The organism is Sporosarcina cascadiensis (assembly GCF_009650995.1).
In the GTDB taxonomy this organism is placed as follows: domain Bacteria; phylum Bacillota; class Bacilli; order Bacillales_A; family Planococcaceae; genus Sporosarcina; species Sporosarcina cascadiensis.
On sequence record NZ_WHVV01000009.1, the window covers coordinates 117,812 to 134,506 of the forward strand.

At 46.2% G+C, this 16,695-nt stretch carries 15 protein-coding genes; 13 read left to right on the forward strand and 2 right to left on the reverse strand.

The features are described from left to right. Nucleotides 1-5 precede the first annotated feature (5 nt). The 7 genes from GDZ68_RS11205 (at nt 6) to GDZ68_RS11235 (ending at nt 9,616) form a co-directional block, all read left to right on the forward strand. The gene (locus GDZ68_RS11205) at nt 6-1,010 is read left to right on the forward strand and encodes a thiamine pyrophosphate-dependent dehydrogenase E1 component subunit alpha (protein WP_153722383.1); all 1,005 of its coding nucleotides are present in this window, start codon (nt 6-8) and stop codon (nt 1,008-1,010) included. Further along, complete coding sequence (locus GDZ68_RS11210; RefSeq protein ID WP_153722384.1) at nt 1,010-1,993, forward strand: alpha-ketoacid dehydrogenase subunit beta; 984 nt, start codon at nt 1,010-1,012, stop codon at nt 1,991-1,993. The genes GDZ68_RS11205 and GDZ68_RS11210 overlap by 1 nt, the downstream gene beginning before the upstream one ends. An 18-nt stretch (nt 1,994-2,011) precedes the next feature. After that, the gene (locus tag GDZ68_RS11215; protein WP_153722385.1) at nt 2,012-3,352 is read left to right on the forward strand and encodes a dihydrolipoamide acetyltransferase family protein; all 1,341 of its coding nucleotides are present in this window, start codon (nt 2,012-2,014) and stop codon (nt 3,350-3,352) included. 819 nt (nt 3,353-4,171) lie between these two features. After that, entirely contained in the window at nt 4,172-5,845 is a 1,674-nt protein-coding gene (locus GDZ68_RS11220; protein WP_153722386.1) for a methylmalonyl-CoA mutase family protein, read from the forward strand. Further along, nucleotides 5,838-7,994 (forward strand): methylmalonyl-CoA mutase, encoded by a 2,157-nt coding sequence (gene scpA / locus GDZ68_RS11225; protein ID WP_153722387.1) that lies wholly within the window; start codon nt 5,838-5,840, stop codon nt 7,992-7,994. Before GDZ68_RS11220 ends, scpA begins: the two co-directional genes overlap by 8 nt. Nucleotides 7,995-8,026: 32 nt before the next feature. Continuing rightward, nucleotides 8,027-9,076 carry a methylmalonyl Co-A mutase-associated GTPase MeaB gene (gene meaB, locus GDZ68_RS11230; RefSeq protein WP_153722444.1) on the forward strand — a complete coding sequence of 350 codons (1,050 nt, stop codon included), beginning with the start codon at nt 8,027-8,029 and terminating at the stop codon, nt 9,074-9,076. A gap of 99 nt (nt 9,077-9,175) precedes the next feature. Further along, the gene (locus GDZ68_RS11235) at nt 9,176-9,616 is read left to right on the forward strand and encodes a BrxA/BrxB family bacilliredoxin (RefSeq protein WP_153722388.1); all 441 of its coding nucleotides are present in this window, start codon (nt 9,176-9,178) and stop codon (nt 9,614-9,616) included. Between the two features lie 57 nt (nt 9,617-9,673). Here GDZ68_RS11235 and prli42 read toward each other — a convergent pair whose 3' ends face one another. Then, nucleotides 9,674-9,769: a stressosome-associated protein Prli42 gene (prli42, locus tag GDZ68_RS11240; protein WP_153722389.1), complete on the reverse strand. Its 96-nt coding sequence runs from the start codon at nt 9,767-9,769 to the stop codon at nt 9,674-9,676. Between the two features lie 124 nt (nt 9,770-9,893). Here prli42 and mce point away from each other — a divergent pair, with 124 nt between their 5' ends. The 6 genes from mce to rnz all read left to right on the forward strand — a co-directional run bounded on the left by mce (nt 9,894) and on the right by rnz (nt 15,788). Further along, a complete protein-coding gene (gene mce, locus GDZ68_RS11245; protein ID WP_153722390.1) occupies nt 9,894-10,301 on the forward strand; it encodes a methylmalonyl-CoA epimerase in 408 nt (135 codons plus the stop codon). Nucleotides 10,302-10,304: 3 nt separating this feature from the next. Next, entirely contained in the window at nt 10,305-11,852 is a 1,548-nt protein-coding gene (locus GDZ68_RS11250) for an acyl-CoA carboxylase subunit beta (RefSeq protein ID WP_153722391.1), read from the forward strand. Between the two features lie 17 nt (nt 11,853-11,869). Beyond that, nucleotides 11,870-12,997, forward strand: a complete 1,128-nt coding sequence (locus GDZ68_RS11255) for a M20/M25/M40 family metallo-hydrolase (RefSeq protein ID WP_153722392.1) — start codon at nt 11,870-11,872, stop codon at nt 12,995-12,997. Nucleotides 12,998-13,032: 35 nt separating this feature from the next. Continuing rightward, complete coding sequence (locus GDZ68_RS11260) at nt 13,033-13,500, forward strand: chemotaxis protein CheW (protein WP_228551083.1); 468 nt, start codon at nt 13,033-13,035, stop codon at nt 13,498-13,500. 134 nt (nt 13,501-13,634) lie between these two features. Then, complete coding sequence (locus GDZ68_RS11265) at nt 13,635-14,825, forward strand: DNA polymerase IV (RefSeq protein ID WP_153722394.1); 1,191 nt, start codon at nt 13,635-13,637, stop codon at nt 14,823-14,825. A gap of 15 nt (nt 14,826-14,840) precedes the next feature. Next, nucleotides 14,841-15,788, forward strand: coding sequence for a ribonuclease Z (gene rnz / locus GDZ68_RS11270; protein WP_153722445.1), 948 nt, complete (start codon nt 14,841-14,843; stop codon nt 15,786-15,788). Nucleotides 15,789-15,831: 43 nt separating this feature from the next. Here rnz and proC read toward each other — a convergent pair whose 3' ends face one another. Then, on the reverse strand, nt 15,832-16,641 hold the full coding sequence (gene proC, locus GDZ68_RS11275) for a pyrroline-5-carboxylate reductase (protein WP_153722395.1): 810 nt from the start codon (nt 16,639-16,641) through the stop codon (nt 15,832-15,834). Nucleotides 16,642-16,695: the final 54 nt, after the last annotated feature.

Genomic DNA, 16,695 nt, shown 5'->3' on the forward strand with positions numbered 1-16,695 from the left:
GCAGAATGAATAATCGTCATATCGAATTGGGTCTGACAGATGAAGCCGTGCTGCAAATGTACGAAACAATGCTGATGGCACGGCGTTTGGACGAACGCATGTGGCTGCTGAACCGTTCAGGGAAAATACCATTTGTCATTTCTTGTCAAGGGCAGGAAGCTGCCCAAGTGGGAGCGGCATTTGCCCTGAATCATAAGAAAGACTGGATTGCGCCATACTATCGGGACATGGGAATTGTGCTGCATTTTGGCATGACACCTAAAGAGCTGATGTTGTCGGCATTTGCGAAAGCAGAAGACCCAAACTCGGGCGGCAGACAGATGCCCGGACATTTTGGTCAGCGCAAAAATCGCATAATTACCGGGTCTTCTCCAGTTACCACACAGCTGCCGCACGCAGTGGGAGTGGCGCTGGCTGCGAAAATGAATAAAGAAGATTTCATTACGTTCGTTACGTTAGGCGAAGGCTCATCCAATCAGGGAGACTTCCATGAAGGGATGAACTTTGCCGGCGTGCATAAACTGCCGACTGTCATCATGGTGGAAAATAATAAATATGCAATTTCTGTTCCTGTCAGTAAACAGCTGGCCTGCGAACACGTATCTGACCGTGCAGCAGGGTATGGAATGCCAGGAATCACCGTGGACGGCACTGATCCTTTAACGGTGTATGAAGCGGTGAAGGAAGCTGCAGATCGTGCGAGAAGCGGTGAAGGTCCTACGCTAGTTGAAGCAGTATGCTATCGGCTGACGGCGCATTCTTCAGATGATGACCAGCGTTTGTATCGTGACGCAGAAGAGCTGGAAAATGAAAAAAAACTTGATCCTTTACTGACTTTTCTTCATTACTTACAGGAAACAGAGCTGTTAACTGAAGACAAGCATGATGAAATAGAACAGCGGGTTAAAGAAATTGTCGATGAAGCGACGGAATATGCAGAAGCAGCTCCCTATGCAAAACCTGAACATGCGATGCGTTATGTTTATGAGGAAAAAGGAGGCGGAGCATAATGGCCGTTCGTTCATTTATCGATGCCATTAACCTGGCAATGAAAGAAGAAATGGAACGTGATGATCAAGTATTCGTACTTGGAGAAGATGTCGGCCGAAAAGGTGGTGTATTCAAAGCGACGATCGGCTTATACGAGCAGTTTGGCGAATACCGTTCGCTCGATACTCCTCTTGCAGAATCTGCCATTGCAGGAGTCGCAATCGGTGCTGCGATGTACGGCATGCGGCCGATTGCAGAAATGCAATTTGCGGATTTCATTATGCCGGCTGTGAATCAAATTGTTTCAGAAGCCGCGAAGATCCGATATCGGTCAAATAATGACTGGTCTTGTCCGATTGTAATCCGGGCACCATTTGGCGGAGGCGTACACGGTGCGCTTTATCACTCGCAGTCTGTGGAATCGATGTTCGCATCCACACCTGGTCTGAAAATCGTCATCCCTTCCACTCCGTATGATGCAAAAGGTTTGCTGAAAGCGGCTGTGCGGGATGAAGATCCTGTTCTGTTCTTTGAACATAAGCGTGCGTACCGTTTGATAAAAGGCGAAGTGCCTGATGAAGATTATGTACTGCCGATCGGAAAAGCAGACATCAAGCGCGAGGGTGATGATATTACAATCATTACGTATGGTCTTTGCGTCCATTTCGCCCTGCAAGCTGCAGAACGTCTACAGGAAGACGGGATTTCGGTTCACCTTCTGGATTTAAGAACAGTGTATCCGCTGGACCGTGAAGCAATTATCGAAGCCGCTTCCAAAACAGGCAAGGTATTATTGGTGACGGAAGATAATCTCGAAGGCAGTATTATGAGTGAAGTGGCTGCCATCATTGCGGAGCATTGTCTATTTGAACTGGATGCCCCGGTCAAACGGCTGGCTGCACCGGATGTACCTGCTATGCCTTACGCGCCTTCGATGGAAAAGTTTTTTATGATGAATCCGGAAAAGGTAGAAAAAGCAGCAAGGGAATTAGCGGAATTCTAGTCTAAGGAGGCGTGTAGGATGGCAATCCAAAAAATTACCATGCCGCAGCTGGGGGAGAGTGTCACAGAAGGAACTATTGAAAAGTGGCTCGTGAAGCCCGGTGATGCGGTTGAAAAATATGATGCATTGGCTGAAGTGACAACAGATAAAGTGACTGCTGAAATACCTTCTTCATTTGCAGGGAAAATCACGGAGATTATTGCAAATGAAGGCGAGACAATTGAAGTAGGCGGGACAGTCTGCCTGATTGAAGCTGAAGGTACAGCTGCACAGCAGCAGCCGGTTGTGGAATCTGCAGAAACAACCGTTCAACCCGAGCAAGAACGAAGTGCACAGCAAGCGCAACCGGCAAAACCGTCAGCGAAACTTGCTGCTAGAGGAAAAGCCGCAGGCCGCTATTCGCCTGCTGTCTTAAGACTTTCACAAGAACACGAGATTGATCTGTCTCAAGTATCGGGTTCTGGCAGAGAAGGTCGAATCACCAGGAAAGACCTATTGGCTTTCATTGAAGACGGCGGGTCTCAAACGGCTCAGGCGGTTACGGAACAGCCGTCTGCTGCCTCAGAAAAACAGCCGGTACAGCAGGAGCTGACTTATACAGATAATGAAAAGTCTGGTTTCGAGCAGAATGTCACGCCGAATGTACAGCTTGAAAACGGAGATATTGAAATTCCGATAACAAGTATCCGGCGCGCGATTGCAAAAAATATGGTGCGTTCCGTAACAGAGGCACCCCATGCCTGGACAATGATCGAAGTGGATGTCACGGAACTAGTGGCTCTGCGTGATGGTGTGAAAGATGAATTCAAAGAAAAAGAAGGATTTAACTTAACGTATTTCGCCTTTTTCATCAAAGCCGTTTCACAGGCGCTGAAAGAATTTCCGGCTGTCAACTCCATGTGGGCAGGCGACAAAATCGTCATGAAAAAAGACGTCAATATTTCGATCGCCGTGGCGACGGACGAAGCACTTTATGTACCGGTCATTAAGCAGACTGATGAAAAAACGATAAAAGCGCTGGCCCGTGATATTCACGAACTGGCAGGTAAAGTGCGCAATGGTAAACTGCAGACGAAAGATATGCAGGGCGGCACGTTCACAGTCAATAACACGGGTTCATTTGGATCGGTGCAGTCAATGGGGATTATCAATTATCCGCAGGCTGCTATTCTGCAGGTGGAGACGATCGTAAAACGCCCGGTTGTGATGAATAACGGCATGGTCGCCATTCGTGATATCGTCAATTTATGTTTATCACTCGATCACCGCGTGCTCGATGGATTAGTCTGCGGAAGATTCCTTGCGCGTGTGAAAGAATTATTGGAGAATATGTCGAAAGACCAGACTTCTTTATATTAATGCCTGACAACCTTCAGATTATTGCTGAAGGTTGTTTTTCAACGTAAGTTTTAATAGTTAGGTAAATTCGGTCTGTACCAAAATCGGTTCTTGAAAACTTGTCATGTCTGTATTGCGAAAATGATGCTGCAGTTTAAATCCGCTTCGGCGCTGGGGGATTGCCTTACGCGATAAGCCTACTGGCGAAGGGCATGCATCATTGCCTTAATTTCTGCAAAGAACGCAGAAATACGGCAAAGCGAACCCTTCGCTGTTCGCTTCGCAACGGCCGACCCCGCAGTTGCGCCTACGCTTTTGCTAGAAAATGTATGTCGTGTTGCCTTTCGGCAGAGTATGAGTTAAGTTGGCGTGGTTTCGTTTCTCGACTTTGTAAACACTTTTATCACAAGGATCTAAACCTTTGCAGAATGCTAAGTATTGCATAAAACGCCTTACCTATCGTAATAGTCTCAGATATTTTGCTCCTACTGCCTTCTCGCACAAAAATTATTAAAACACCAGCCAGTGTACCGGAGTGGAAGGCGGCGACTCTGGGAGGATCAGCCCGACAGGTGAGACAACTTGCGGGAGCGCAGCGACCAAGTTGGCTCACCGCGGGCCCTCCAGAACGCGTCCGCCTGGAACGCAGGGGAACGGTCTTCTACCCACCTACCATTCTATACTGCGCAATCACGGTCAAATCCATGAAATAGACTGTCAAGCACATGTTATTGTGAAGAGGCAAATTAGCTAATAACTTCTAATTTGCCTCTTTCTTCATCTAGCACACTGCGGTACACTAGAACTAATGAAGGTTTACAAGATGGAAGGAGCACCAGTATGCCGATACATAATATGAAAGCCTTTGCATTTGAGGCGCCGAGTTATGATGAATGGAAGGAAGCGGCTGTTCAGTCATTGAAAGGGAAATCTTTTGAATCCCTGCTGACTAAAACTGCTGAAGGAATTGATTTGCTTCCTTTATATACGAAAGAAGATATTGACCAGCAGCAGATTTCGCGTGTGACGAAGCCGCAATTTGGCTGGACAATTGCCCAGCCTGCCGCTGCAGAAAATGGAGAGCAGTTTCTTCTTCAGTTGACAGAGTCGCTGGAAAGAGGCAATCAGGCAATCACATATAACGGGTTAAAAGCAATGGTCTGGACGGAAGAGGAATTGCGGCAGTTAGCACAATTGCTGACAAAGCATCCGGTTCTGCTCATGGATATTGAAAAAGACGATCCTATTATGCAAGCCTTTACATTTGTTGAGGAATCTGATCGCGCTGCAGTCAAAGGGATAGTGATAAGCGATACCGCTGTTCTTCCTGGCAAATTCCCTAATTTCCGTACAAAAGGCGCTGACTTATGGACAGTACATCATGAAGGTGCAGATGCAGTAACGGAATTGGCGTTAAGTTTGGCAATTGCTGCTGAAAAGGCCGAGGAAGCCGGTTCATTCGAAGAGTTCACTGAAGGGTTTTATGCACGATTTGCTTCAGATACGCATTTCTTCATGGAAATTGCGAAATTCCGGTCGTTCCGCGTTTTGTGGAAACTTTTCAACGATGCCTATGGCGTGGCAAACGCGAAACAGGTTCCGCTGGTGGCCATTACCTCATTGCGTTCTTATTCGAAACTTGATCCGTATGTAAACTTGCTGCGCGGTGGAAATGCGGCATTTGCTGCTGTTCTTGGAGGAGCAGATTGGCTGACTGTCCTGCCGCATGATGTTTTAACCGGCACATCGCCGGGCTCCAATCGATATGCCCGAAATATTCAGCTGATATTGAAAGAGGAAACACATATTGATCAAGTGCTCGATCCTGCAGGCGGTTCCTATTTCATTGAGACATTAACTGCTGAATTGGTTCGCAAGTCGTGGGATAAGTTCCTGACAATCGAAGAGATAGGCGGTTACCAGTCATACTTGCAGTCAGGCGAACTCAGCAGGCAGTTTGCACAGCGACAGAAGGAAGCAGCTGTCGGCAAAAAGACAATGATCGGAACGAATGTCTATGCGGAGTTAACGGATACAAATATTGCAGAATCACCGGAAATTGCCGTGACGAAACGGTTAGCGGAGCCTTTTGAAAATCTTCGTGCGCGTCAGCAGGAAAGTCTGCCGAAAACGGTCCTGATCAATTTCGGTGCCCTGAAAGATTATAAGCCGCGTGCTGACTTTGTCAGTGGATTTTTGGCAGTCGGCGGAATTGAAGCGCAATGGAGCCCTTCATTCGAATCAATTGATCAAGCGCTCGGTTGGATTAGCGAACAGCAGCCTGATTATGCAGTGCTTTGTGCTTCGGCAGCGCAGTCAGAAGAGGTTATTGCCGAATTCCTTAACATGCAGAAAACGAACTGTGTAATCGATGCAGCAGGTAAATACGATCAGGATGTTGAAGATCAATGGCTTGCTGACGGTCTGCACGGCTTCATTTTTGCGGGACAGGATAAAATCGACAAGTTGAATGAAATTGCAAACATCAAGAAAGGGGGGCTCCCAGGTGAGTAAACCCGATTTTCGTAAAGTGAATATTGAGCAGTCATTGAATGAACTGTCGCAATTTGCGCAGACAAAAGAAGATTTCACTACAAATGAAGGCATCAAGGTCTCTCCTGTCTACACAGCGGAAGATGTTGAGGCAACAGAACATTTACAAGACTATCCGGGAATTGCGCCGAATACCCGCGGTCCATATCCGACGATGTATGTGGCGCGCCCGTGGACAGTCAGACAATACGCAGGGTTCTCGACTGCTGAAGAAAGTAATGCATTTTACAGAAGAAACTTGGCAATGGGGCAAAAAGGTCTGTCTGTTGCTTTTGATCTGGCAACTCACCGGGGCTATGACTCCGATCACCCGCGGGTAACCGGTGATGTGGGGAAAGCAGGCGTTGCCATTGATTCGATTGAAGATATGAAAATTTTATTCGACGGAATACCGCTCGATCAAATGTCTGTTTCCATGACCATGAACGGCGCTGTACTGCCTGTTATGGCATTTTATATTGTCGCGGCAGAAGAGCAGGGCGTTCCCGCTGAAAAACTTTCAGGAACGATTCAGAACGATATCCTGAAAGAATATATGGTGCGGAATACGTATATATTCCCGCCGGCTATGTCCATGCGGATTATTGCAGACATTTTTGCATATACGTCAAAAAATATGCCGAAATTCAACTCGATTTCGATTTCCGGGTATCACATGCAGGAAGCTGGTGCTACAGCAGATATCGAGCTTGCCTATACATTGGCGGACGGGTTGGAGTATGTGCGGACAGGTCTGCAGGCAGGAATCGATATTGATTCATTTGCTCCGCGATTGTCGTTTTTCTGGGCGATTGGCATGAATTATTTCATGGAAATTGCGAAAATGAGAGCAGCGAGAAAAATCTGGGCGCAGATGATGCAGTCATTCGATCCGAAAAATCCGAAAACACTTGCACTGCGCACACACTCCCAGACATCCGGCTGGAGCCTGACAGAACAGGATCCGTTCAACAACGTCACACGCACACTTGTTGAAGCAAATGCAGCTGCGATGGGCCATACGCAGTCACTTCATACCAACGCACTGGACGAAGCAATCGCATTGCCGACAGACTTTTCCGCACGGATTGCCCGGAATACCCAGTTATTTCTGCAGGAAGAGACGATGATGACGAAAGTAATCGATCCATGGGGCGGCTCTTATTATGTGGAAAAACTGACTGAAGAACTGATGGAAAAAGCATGGGATTTAATTGAAGAAATTGAGTCGCTTGGCGGAATGGCAGAAGCAATTGAGACAGGGTTGCCGAAAATGAAAATTGAAGAGGCGGCAGCAAAACGTCAGGCGAAAATAGACTCTAAAGCAGAAACAATTGTCGGTGTAAATAAATACCGCCTGGATACAGAAGATGCGATTGATATTCTCGATATTGATAACACACTCGTGCGTCAGAAACAAATTGACCGCATCAATAAAATGAAACACGATCGCAATGAGCAGAATGTCGAAGATGCATTGAAGGCGATTGCCGAGTCTGCAGAGAGCGGAGAGGGAAATCTTCTCGCACTGGCAGTTGACGCGGCAAGAGCGCGTGCAACAATTGGTGAAATATCCGATGCGATTGAATCTGTTTCAGGACGTCATAAGGCGGTGATCCGTTCAGTGAGCGGTGTATACAGCTCTAATTTCTCGAATGAAGAAGAGATTCAGGAAGTTACAGACATGACAGAGGAGTTTTTGGAGAATGAAGGTCGCCGGCCGCGCATTCTTATTGCAAAGATGGGACAGGACGGACATGACCGCGGTGCGAAAGTTATCGCCTCTTCGTTTGCCGATTTAGGATTTGACGTGGATATCGGACCGTTATTTCAAACGCCTGAAGAAACCGCTTTGCAGGCGGCAGAAAACGATGTGCATGTGATCGGCGTCAGTTCACTGGCTGCAGGACATAAAACACTGGTGCCGACATTGCGTGAAGAACTGAAGAAAATTGGCCGTGAAGATATTTTAGTTGTCGTAGGCGGAGTGATACCGGCACAGGATTATGATTTCTTGCGTAAAAATGGTGCAGCCGCCATCTTTGGACCTGGTACAGTGATTCCGGTGGCAGCCCAAAAAGTCATTGAAGAAATCTACAGACAACTGGGGTACGAGGAAGTGACGGATTGACAAACAGACAAAATGGAGCAGATGATTCAGCCATGCATGTCATGCGCGGTATCGAGTCGACACATGACGGGTTTATAGCCTCTTCACGTAAGCGCTTTGTTAAGAAAGCTTCTCCTGAAAAAGATCTGGAGTCTTTACGCACGGAAATCGAAAAAGGTTCCCGGCTTCATTTAGCAAAAGGCATCACGCTGCTTGAAAGTACGAAACAGAGTGATAAGAAACTTGGTCAGGAAGTACTGACGAAATTACTGCCAAAGACAGGAAACTGTATTCGCATCGGCATTACTGGTGTTCCGGGAGCAGGTAAGAGTACATTTATCGAAGCATTTGGATTGATGCTTGCGAATAGGGGCCATAAAGTCGCGGTTCTTGCGATCGATCCCAGTTCCACGCTGACAGGCGGCAGCATACTGGGTGATAAGACTCGGATGGAAGAGTTGGCACGCCATAACAATGCGTTTATCCGTCCATCGCCGTCCGCTGGTACGCTCGGCGGTGTGCATAAGAAAACCCGTGAAACAATGCTGCTCTGTGAAGCGGCGGGATATGATGTGATTCTTATTGAAACGGTCGGTGTCGGACAGGGAGAAACCATTGTCCGGGGCATGGTTGATTATTTCCTGCTGCTCGTTCTGACTGGTGCAGGGGATGAACTGCAAGGGATGAAAAAGGGCATCATGGAGCTGACAGACGGCGTTGTGGTTCATAAAAATGACGGCGGCAATATGCCGATGGTGAAAAAGACCGTACGTGAATATAAACGGATCCTTCATATGCTGCAGCCGGCTTCTCCGGGCTGGACTTCTACTGCCCAGCCGGTTTCTTCTATTGAACATACCGGATTGCAGGAAGTATGGGAAACTATTTTAGAGTTCCGGCAGGCTATGCAGGATAATAATTATTGGAATATGAGAAGACAGCTTCAAACGAAAGATTGGTTTCATTCGATGATAAAAGATCATCTAATCGATTCGTTTTTTGCGGAAGAAGGACGCAAGAATCAGGTAAAAGGGCTAGAACAGGAACTGCTTGACGGAAGCGTGACAGTTTCAGGAGCAATAGACCGATTGTTTCCTTCTTGATTCGGGGCTGTTTATGCTATGATTGAAGAAGATGGCCGGTTCATTGAGAAATGTGGCTGTGGCGATCAAAATTAATTATATTGAAAGGAGATACTATACATGACTATGAACTTTGATTTTTACATGAACGATATTACGAGCCAGGCGAGATCCGAGATGGAAGCGAGCGGCTATGAGCAATTGCAGACACCTGAACAAGTGGAGGAAGCTTTCAAACGTTCCGGAACGACACTAGTTATGGTGAACTCAGTGTGCGGCTGTGCAGGCGGAATCGCACGTCCGGCGGCAGCTCATGCAGTACATTATGACAAGCGTCCGGATCATCTGGTTACTGTGTTTGCAGGACAGGATAAAGAAGCAACTGCACAGGCGCGTATGCACTTTGGTGAAGACCACATTCCTTCTTCCCCGTCATTTGCATTGCTTAAAGATGGAGAACTTGTATCAGAAGTCGGCCGTTTTGAAATTGAAGGCCACGACCCGATGTCAGTTGTCGTAAATCTTCAGAGCCAATTTGAAGAGCACTGCGAAGAACTTTAATCGTTTTATCCAAATAAAAAAACAGTTCGCATGATTACCATGCGAACTGTCATTACATTAAAAGAGCATGCTGAGACCCATGAACAGGGTGGAAGCGACCATAGCGGCGACCATAATATAGACAATGACTTTTTGAACTTTTTTATTACTCATTCAACTAAACTCCTTACATGTTGAGATAGGTATAGCTTTATTTTAACAGAATTACGTACTTTTACAACTGGAATGGCCGTTCGGAGATTGAATTACTACTATCTGGGCAAAGGGGAAATGCCGCGTGAATAAAGTCGATCATATAGGGATTGCAGTAAAAAATATGGAAGAATCATTAGAATACTACATACATACACTCGGATTGGAAGTTATGGCGATCGAAGAAGTGGAAAGCCAGGGCGTTAAAGTCGCTTTCATTGACGCACATAATGTGAAGATCGAATTGCTGGAACCGATGTCCGAAGCCAGTCCGATTGCCAAATTTATTGAAAAACGCGGTGAAGGGGTTCACCATATTGCTTTTGGCGTCTCGGATATTCGTACGAGAATGCAAGAGTTGAAAGAAAAAGGGGTAAATCTGCTGCAGGATGAGCCGAAACCGGGAGCAGGCGGAGCGGAAGTCGCGTTTATGCATCCGAAATCATCTTATGGCGTGCTATATGAATTATGTGAAAAGACAAAGGGGGAATAAGAGATGGATATTTACGATAAAATTAATGAGCTGTATGACAAGAAACGTGAGATTGAGCTGGGCGGCGGAGACGAACGGATCATTAAACAGCATGAAAAAGGCAAACTTACAGCCCGCGAGCGGATTGAACTGTTAGTGGATGAAGGGTCTTTCGTAGAGTTAAATCCATTTGTTGTTCACCGGACAATCGACTTCGGCATGGACAAACAAGTTGGTCCCGGCGACGGTGTCGTAACAGGCTATGCAAAAATCCACGGCCGTCCAATTTACTTATTCTCTCAGGACTTCACTGTATTCGGCGGCGCGCTCGGAGAAATGCATGCGATGAAAATAGCGAATGTCATGGATCTGGCAGCAAAAAACGGGGCGCCTTTTATTGGGCTGAATGACTCGGGCGGTGCACGTATCCAGGAAGGCGTGCTGTCGCTGGACGGATACGGTGAGATTTTCTACCGCAACTCGATTTATTCAGGTGTAATTCCTCAGATTTCCGTCATTCTTGGACCGTGTGCAGGCGGCGCCGTCTATTCACCTGCGATTACAGATTTCGTCATTATGACGGACCAGACCAGCCAGATGTTCATTACCGGACCGAAAGTTATCGAAACGGTGACAGGTGAAAAAATCACTTCAGAGGGGCTCGGCGGAGCAAAAGTCCATAATACGATTAGCGGAAACGCGCATTTACGTGGAGCAAACGAGCATGAAGTATTGGATAAAGTCCGTGATCTGCTGTCTTATTTGCCGCAGAATAACACGGAAAAGACACCGATCCAGCCTTATGAAGAACAAAATGACTATCGCGAAGATTTAGCGGATGTAGTGCCATTCGAAACTATCCGGCCTTATGATGTGCGTAAAGTATTGGAGCATGTTGTCGATGAAGGGTCATTCTTTGAAATACAGCCGGAGTTCGCAAAAAACGCTGTTGTCGGCTATGCACGGATGAAAGGCGAAACAGTTGGATTCGTCTGTAATCAGCCGAAAGTAATGGCTGGCGGATTGGATATCGATTCCTCTGATAAAATTGCGCGTTTTATCCGCACTTGCGATTCATTCAATATTCCATTGATCACGTTTGAAGACGTAACGGGTTTCTTCCCTGGAATCAAACAGGAGCACGGAGGAATCATCCGTCATGGAGCAAAGATTCTTTATGCATATTCGGAAGCGACTGTTCCGAAAATCACATTAATTTTGCGTAAGGCATTTGGCGGTGCGTATGTAGCTTTGAACTCTAAATCAATCGGTGCAGACGTTGTTTATGCCTGGCCAAATGCAGAAGTTGCGGTAATGGGAGCAGAAGGCGCCGCGAACATTATCTTTGCACGGGATATTGCGAACAGTGACGATCCTGAAGCGATGCGCACAGCTAAAATTGAAGAATATCGTGAAAAGTTTGCAAATCCATACGTTGCTGCTTCCCATGGTATGATTGATGATGTAATCGATCCGCGTGAAACTCGTATTAAATTACTGCAGGCACTCGAAATGATGCGTAATAAACACGAAGATCGTCCAAAGAAAAAACACGGAAATATACCTCTATAAGTAAGGGAGTCTTTTTGGTGAATGAACAGCGATTGCTAAATGAATTTTTAGAATTAGTACAGATTGATTCTGAAACGAAGAATGAACGCCAGATTGCAGATGTATTGAAGAAGAAACTGGAAGCACTCGGTTTTGATGTAACAGAAGATGATACGAGCAAGAAAACAGGACACGGGGCAGGAAACTTGATTGCCAATTTGAAGGGATCAAATTCATCGGCAGACCCTATTTATTTCACTTGTCATATGGATACTGTCGTCCCTGGACGGCAAATTAAGCCTGTCGTAAAAGAAGACGGCTATATCTACAGTGACGGTTCAACCATTTTAGGTGCGGATGATAAAGCAGGAATCGCCGCTTTGCTGGAACTTGCGAAAATCCTTCAGGAACAGGGCAACAAACATGGAGATATTCAGTTCATTATTACAGCAGGCGAAGAAAGCGGTTTGGTCGGAGCGAGAGAAATGGATCCGAAGCTGTTGAAAGCTAAATATGGTTTCGCAGTCGACAGTGATGGAAAAGTAGGCGGCATCGTTACCGCGGCTCCTTACCAGTCGAAACTTTGGACGACAATCTATGGAAAGACAGCCCATGCCGGTGTGGCTCCTGAAAAAGGAATCTCCGCGATCACTCTCGCTGCGAAATCGATAGCGGGAATGAAGCTTGGACGGATCGATGACGAGACAACAGCTAATATCGGCAGATTTGAAGGCGGTAAAGCGACAAATATCGTTTGCGAGGAAGCGTTCATTCTTTCAGAAGTGCGCTCGATCAATCCTGATAAAATGCAGCAGCAAATCGATCTGATGACAGAAAAATTTGCGTCTACTACAAGTACACTCGGCGGTAGAGCGGAGACGAAAACAGAGCTGATGTACCCCGGTTTTAATTTATCCGAAGATGAGCAGGTCGTGCAAGTTGCGATGGAAGCTATTCGAACTGTCGGACGCGAGCCGAACATTATGACGAGCGGCGGCGGAAGCGATGGAAATGTATTTAACGGTATGGGAGTCCCGACTGTTACTTTATCTGTCGGATATGAAGAAATTCATACCAAAAATGAACGTATGCCTGTCGAAGAACTGAATAAGTTGGCAGAATTATTACTGGAGATCGTACAGCAGACATCTAAGAAAGCTGACTGATCCTTCAAACCCACTGTATGAAAGAAGGGGCAACTATGCAAACTGTTATTGTGCGGACTGGAAATGAAGAATATGCGCTGCCTGTAGAATCAGTTGTTTCCATAGAGAAACTTGAATACATCACGCCGATTCCCCATCTGCCTGAATACTTACTTGGTCTGATGAAGGCACGAGGAGAATTGGTGCCAATTTTAGATTTCAGTCAAATTCTATATCATAAACCTACTCCGCGGGACGAAGAATCACATGTCGTGGTGTTAACGACGAATCAGCTGGAAGTCGGGCTGCTAGTACTAGACGCAAAAGAAATTTTGGAGCTGCCGGAAGAAAAACTAACTTCTACTGCGCTGAAAGCCTATTCCAAGACGCCTTATTTCACTACAGTCGCAAATCTGGAAGACCGAGTGATTACGGTTATCGACCCGGATATTTTGGCAACTTCACTTTCAGGCATGGATGAAATTTCGGCTTATATGAAAGAACAGCGCCAGTCAGCAGAATAAGATCAAGATCAGCAAGATGATGAATACATTCAGCAAGTGACATAGACTTTGAAAAAGTGGCAGGCTGAAGCTGGTTTGCCATTTTTTTCTGTTGATTCAGCCGCTCGATAAATTAAAGAAAGAATGGTGTATATATGATGGAACTCACTTCAGCGAGTCCGCGAGTCATCATGCATCTTGATATGAACAGTTTTTTCGCTTCAGTCGAACAAGTGGCTGATCCAAAATTAAAAGGAATTCCACTTGCTGTAGCAGGTAATCCAAAAGAACGACGAGGCATTCTTGTTACTTGTTCTTATGAGGCAAGGGCATATGGAGTTTATACTACGATGACTGTAGGGGAAGCGAAACGGCTCTGTCCTCAACTGACAATTGTGCCGCCCCGTCATGAGCTTTACCGCCAAATGTCTGATTCGGTGTTTGAAATTCTGCGCAGCTACACAGAATGGGTCGAGCCTGTATCTATAGATGAAGCCTATATCGACACGACGGAGATCGGCGGGCTGACAAATGCCTTTGATTTGGCATCAGAAATACAGCTGCGGATTTTGAGAGAACTGGATCTGCCGTGCTCCATCGGAATCGCGCCCAATAAATTCCTGGCCAAAACCGCTTCTGATATGAAAAAACCGATGGGCATTACCATTTTGCGCAAGCGGCAGGTTCCGGAGATTCTGTGGCCGCTGCCGGTCATTGAAATGCACGGCATCGGCAAACGAACGGAAGAGAAATTGCAGAATGCAGGCATTAAAACTATTGGAGATCTGGCAGCAGCAGAGAAAATTACAATTGAAGGTTTATTGGGGAAGAATGGTGTTCGCCTGCAGAAACGTGCCCACGGAATCGACACACGTCCAATTGATCCTGAAAGTGCGGATGAGCGCAAAAGTATCGGTAGTTCCACTACTCTGCCGATTGATCTGACAGAACTTGATGAGTGTATCCCGATTTTTGAACGTTTGGCGGTGAAAGTAGCAAAGCGGCTGGAGGCCAAATCGCTAGCGGGTGTGACTATTACGATACAGATTCGCTATTCGGACTGGCAAAATACATCAAGAAGCCGAACGGTTCATCAAGCGGTCTATGCAGCGGATGATATTACCGCCGTCGCGTTGGAGCTATTTATAAGACACTGGAACAATGAACCTGTCAGGCTGCTGGGTGTAACAGTCGGAAACGTAATCGAACGGCATGAAATGGTTGAGCAGCTGACATTTGATAATTACGAACAGCTGGAAAAAGAATTTCAGATGGATCAGCTTGTTTCAAATCTGACTGAACGTTTCGGTGATGGGGTTATTAAAAAAGGATGGTCAAATAAGTAGGAAGGAGAGAGAATGATGGATATTGAATTTTTAGGCACTGGAGCTGGCATGCCGTCAAAACAGCGCAATACATCTGCTCTTGTGTTGGATCTGACGGATGAAAACAGAGAAAACTGGCTGTTTGACTGCGGTGAAGCAACACAGCATCAACTCTTGCACAGTCACATCAAACCGCGTAAAATCACGAAAATTTTCATTACTCATCTGCACGGTGACCATATTTTCGGCTTGCCGGGGTTTCTCAGTTCCCGCGCATTTCTGGGAGGGGTGGACCCTGTTGATCTATACGGGCCTGCCGGCTTGAAAGAATGGCTGGAGCATACGTATAAAGTGACAGGAACGCATCTTCCTTACAAGCTGAATATCCATGAAGTAACAGATGGCCTGTTGTTGGAAAGCAATGAATTCAGAGTATATGCGAAAGAGGTTCAGCACGTCGTCAGGAGCTTTGGCTATCGAATTGAACAGAAAGATTTGCCCGGCACTCTGCTGATCGACAAGGCTGTTGAGAAAGGTGTGCCAAAGGGTCCGCTGCTGCAAAAGCTGAAGGATGGACATGATATCCTATTGGAAAACGGCATTACAGTTTACAGCAAGAATGTTACAACTGAACGAAAAAAAGGGTTCATCATTACGGTGATTGGCGACACATCTTACTGTGAAGCTGCTGTTGAACTGGCTGACTGTGCAGACATTCTTATTCACGAAGCGACTTTTACGAATGAATACGCAAAAGGCGCAAAAGAGTTCGGACATTCCACTATTGTGGAGGCGGCAACGATTGCCAAACGAGCACATGTTAAAAATTTGATTGTCAATCATATCAGTGCACGTTTCCTGCCGGGGGAGATGCCGGAATTTCTGGCGGAAGGGGAAGCGGTATTTCCACATCTATCGATTGCAGAAGACTTTATGCGCTTTCAATGGAAAAATAATGAGTTGACTTGTCTGACTAAAAAATAAGCAGCCTAGCCCTGAATCAAGGGACTGGCTGCTTATTTTTTCATTAAGATAATACACCTAATTCACGTGATCTCGCTTCTGCACTCTTGATACAGTCTGCGATCACCGATTTAAAGTCGTGACTTTCCAATGCCTGCAATCCGGCTGCCGTCGTGCCTCCGGGACTTGTCACATTCATGCGCAGAGTACTCGGTTCTTCACCAGTAGTTTTCAACATGGCTGCAGCCCCTTCAAGCGTCTGCAAAATCAATTCGCGTGCAACAGCCGCCTGCAGACCTTGTGCAGCAGCCGCTTCTTCAAGCGCTTCGACCAAATAATAAATATAGGCCGGGCCGCTGCCGGAAAGTGCTGTGACGATGTGGAGTTCGTCTTCATCCACCACTTTTACAATACCGATCGCACCCAGCAGGTTCAAAATCGACTGCTGCATCTCTAGTGAGACTTCTTCATTGAATGCGATTCCACTTGCTGATTTACCGATGGTTGCGGAAGTGTTTGGCATGGACCGGGCAATCGGCCGTTTCCCAAGACCCTTTTCAAAAGTATCGATTGAAGTACCGGCTATAACAGAAAGAATAGCTGTGTTTTCTGTAAGCAACGGCCGGATATCCTGCATAACCTGCTGAATATCTTTCGGTTTAGTTGCCAATACCACTAAGTCGATTTCTTTCATGAATGAACGGTCTTCACAAACTTTCGTAATGCCGTATCGTGATTCTAAATGACAAAGTCTGTCAGAGTCTGAACGATTCATGACGTAAACTTGTTTTCCAGGCAGTACTTCCTGTTCCACAATGCCGGCGATAATTGCTTCCGCCATCGATCCGGCTCCTACAAATAAAATCTTTTCCATCTCTATCCATCCTTACTGCTCGTTCATTTTTAATTTCACTGAATTATGTCATGT

Bases quoted from the DNA above. Each gene is read 5' to 3' on its own strand.
- GDZ68_RS11205 (WP_153722383.1), top strand. From the start codon at position 6: ATGAATAATCGTCATATCGAATTGGGTCTGACAGATGAAGCCGTGCTG.
- GDZ68_RS11210 (WP_153722384.1), top strand. From the start codon at position 1,010: ATGGCCGTTCGTTCATTTATCGATGCCATTAACCTGGCAATGAAAGAA.
- GDZ68_RS11215 (WP_153722385.1), top strand. From the start codon at position 2,012: ATGGCAATCCAAAAAATTACCATGCCGCAGCTGGGGGAGAGTGTCACA.
- GDZ68_RS11220 (WP_153722386.1), top strand. From the start codon at position 4,172: ATGCCGATACATAATATGAAAGCCTTTGCATTTGAGGCGCCGAGTTAT.
- meaB (WP_153722444.1), top strand. From the start codon at position 8,027: ATGCATGTCATGCGCGGTATCGAGTCGACACATGACGGGTTTATAGCC.
- GDZ68_RS11235 (WP_153722388.1), top strand. From the start codon at position 9,176: ATGACTATGAACTTTGATTTTTACATGAACGATATTACGAGCCAGGCG.
- prli42 (WP_153722389.1), bottom strand. From the start codon at position 9,769: ATGAGTAATAAAAAAGTTCAAAAAGTCATTGTCTATATTATGGTCGCC.
- GDZ68_RS11250 (WP_153722391.1), top strand. From the start codon at position 10,305: ATGGATATTTACGATAAAATTAATGAGCTGTATGACAAGAAACGTGAG.
- GDZ68_RS11260 (WP_228551083.1), top strand. From the start codon at position 13,033: ATGCAAACTGTTATTGTGCGGACTGGAAATGAAGAATATGCGCTGCCT.
- GDZ68_RS11265 (WP_153722394.1), top strand. From the start codon at position 13,635: ATGATGGAACTCACTTCAGCGAGTCCGCGAGTCATCATGCATCTTGAT.
- rnz (WP_153722445.1), top strand. From the start codon at position 14,841: ATGGATATTGAATTTTTAGGCACTGGAGCTGGCATGCCGTCAAAACAG.
- proC (WP_153722395.1), bottom strand. From the start codon at position 16,641: ATGGAAAAGATTTTATTTGTAGGAGCCGGATCGATGGCGGAAGCAATT.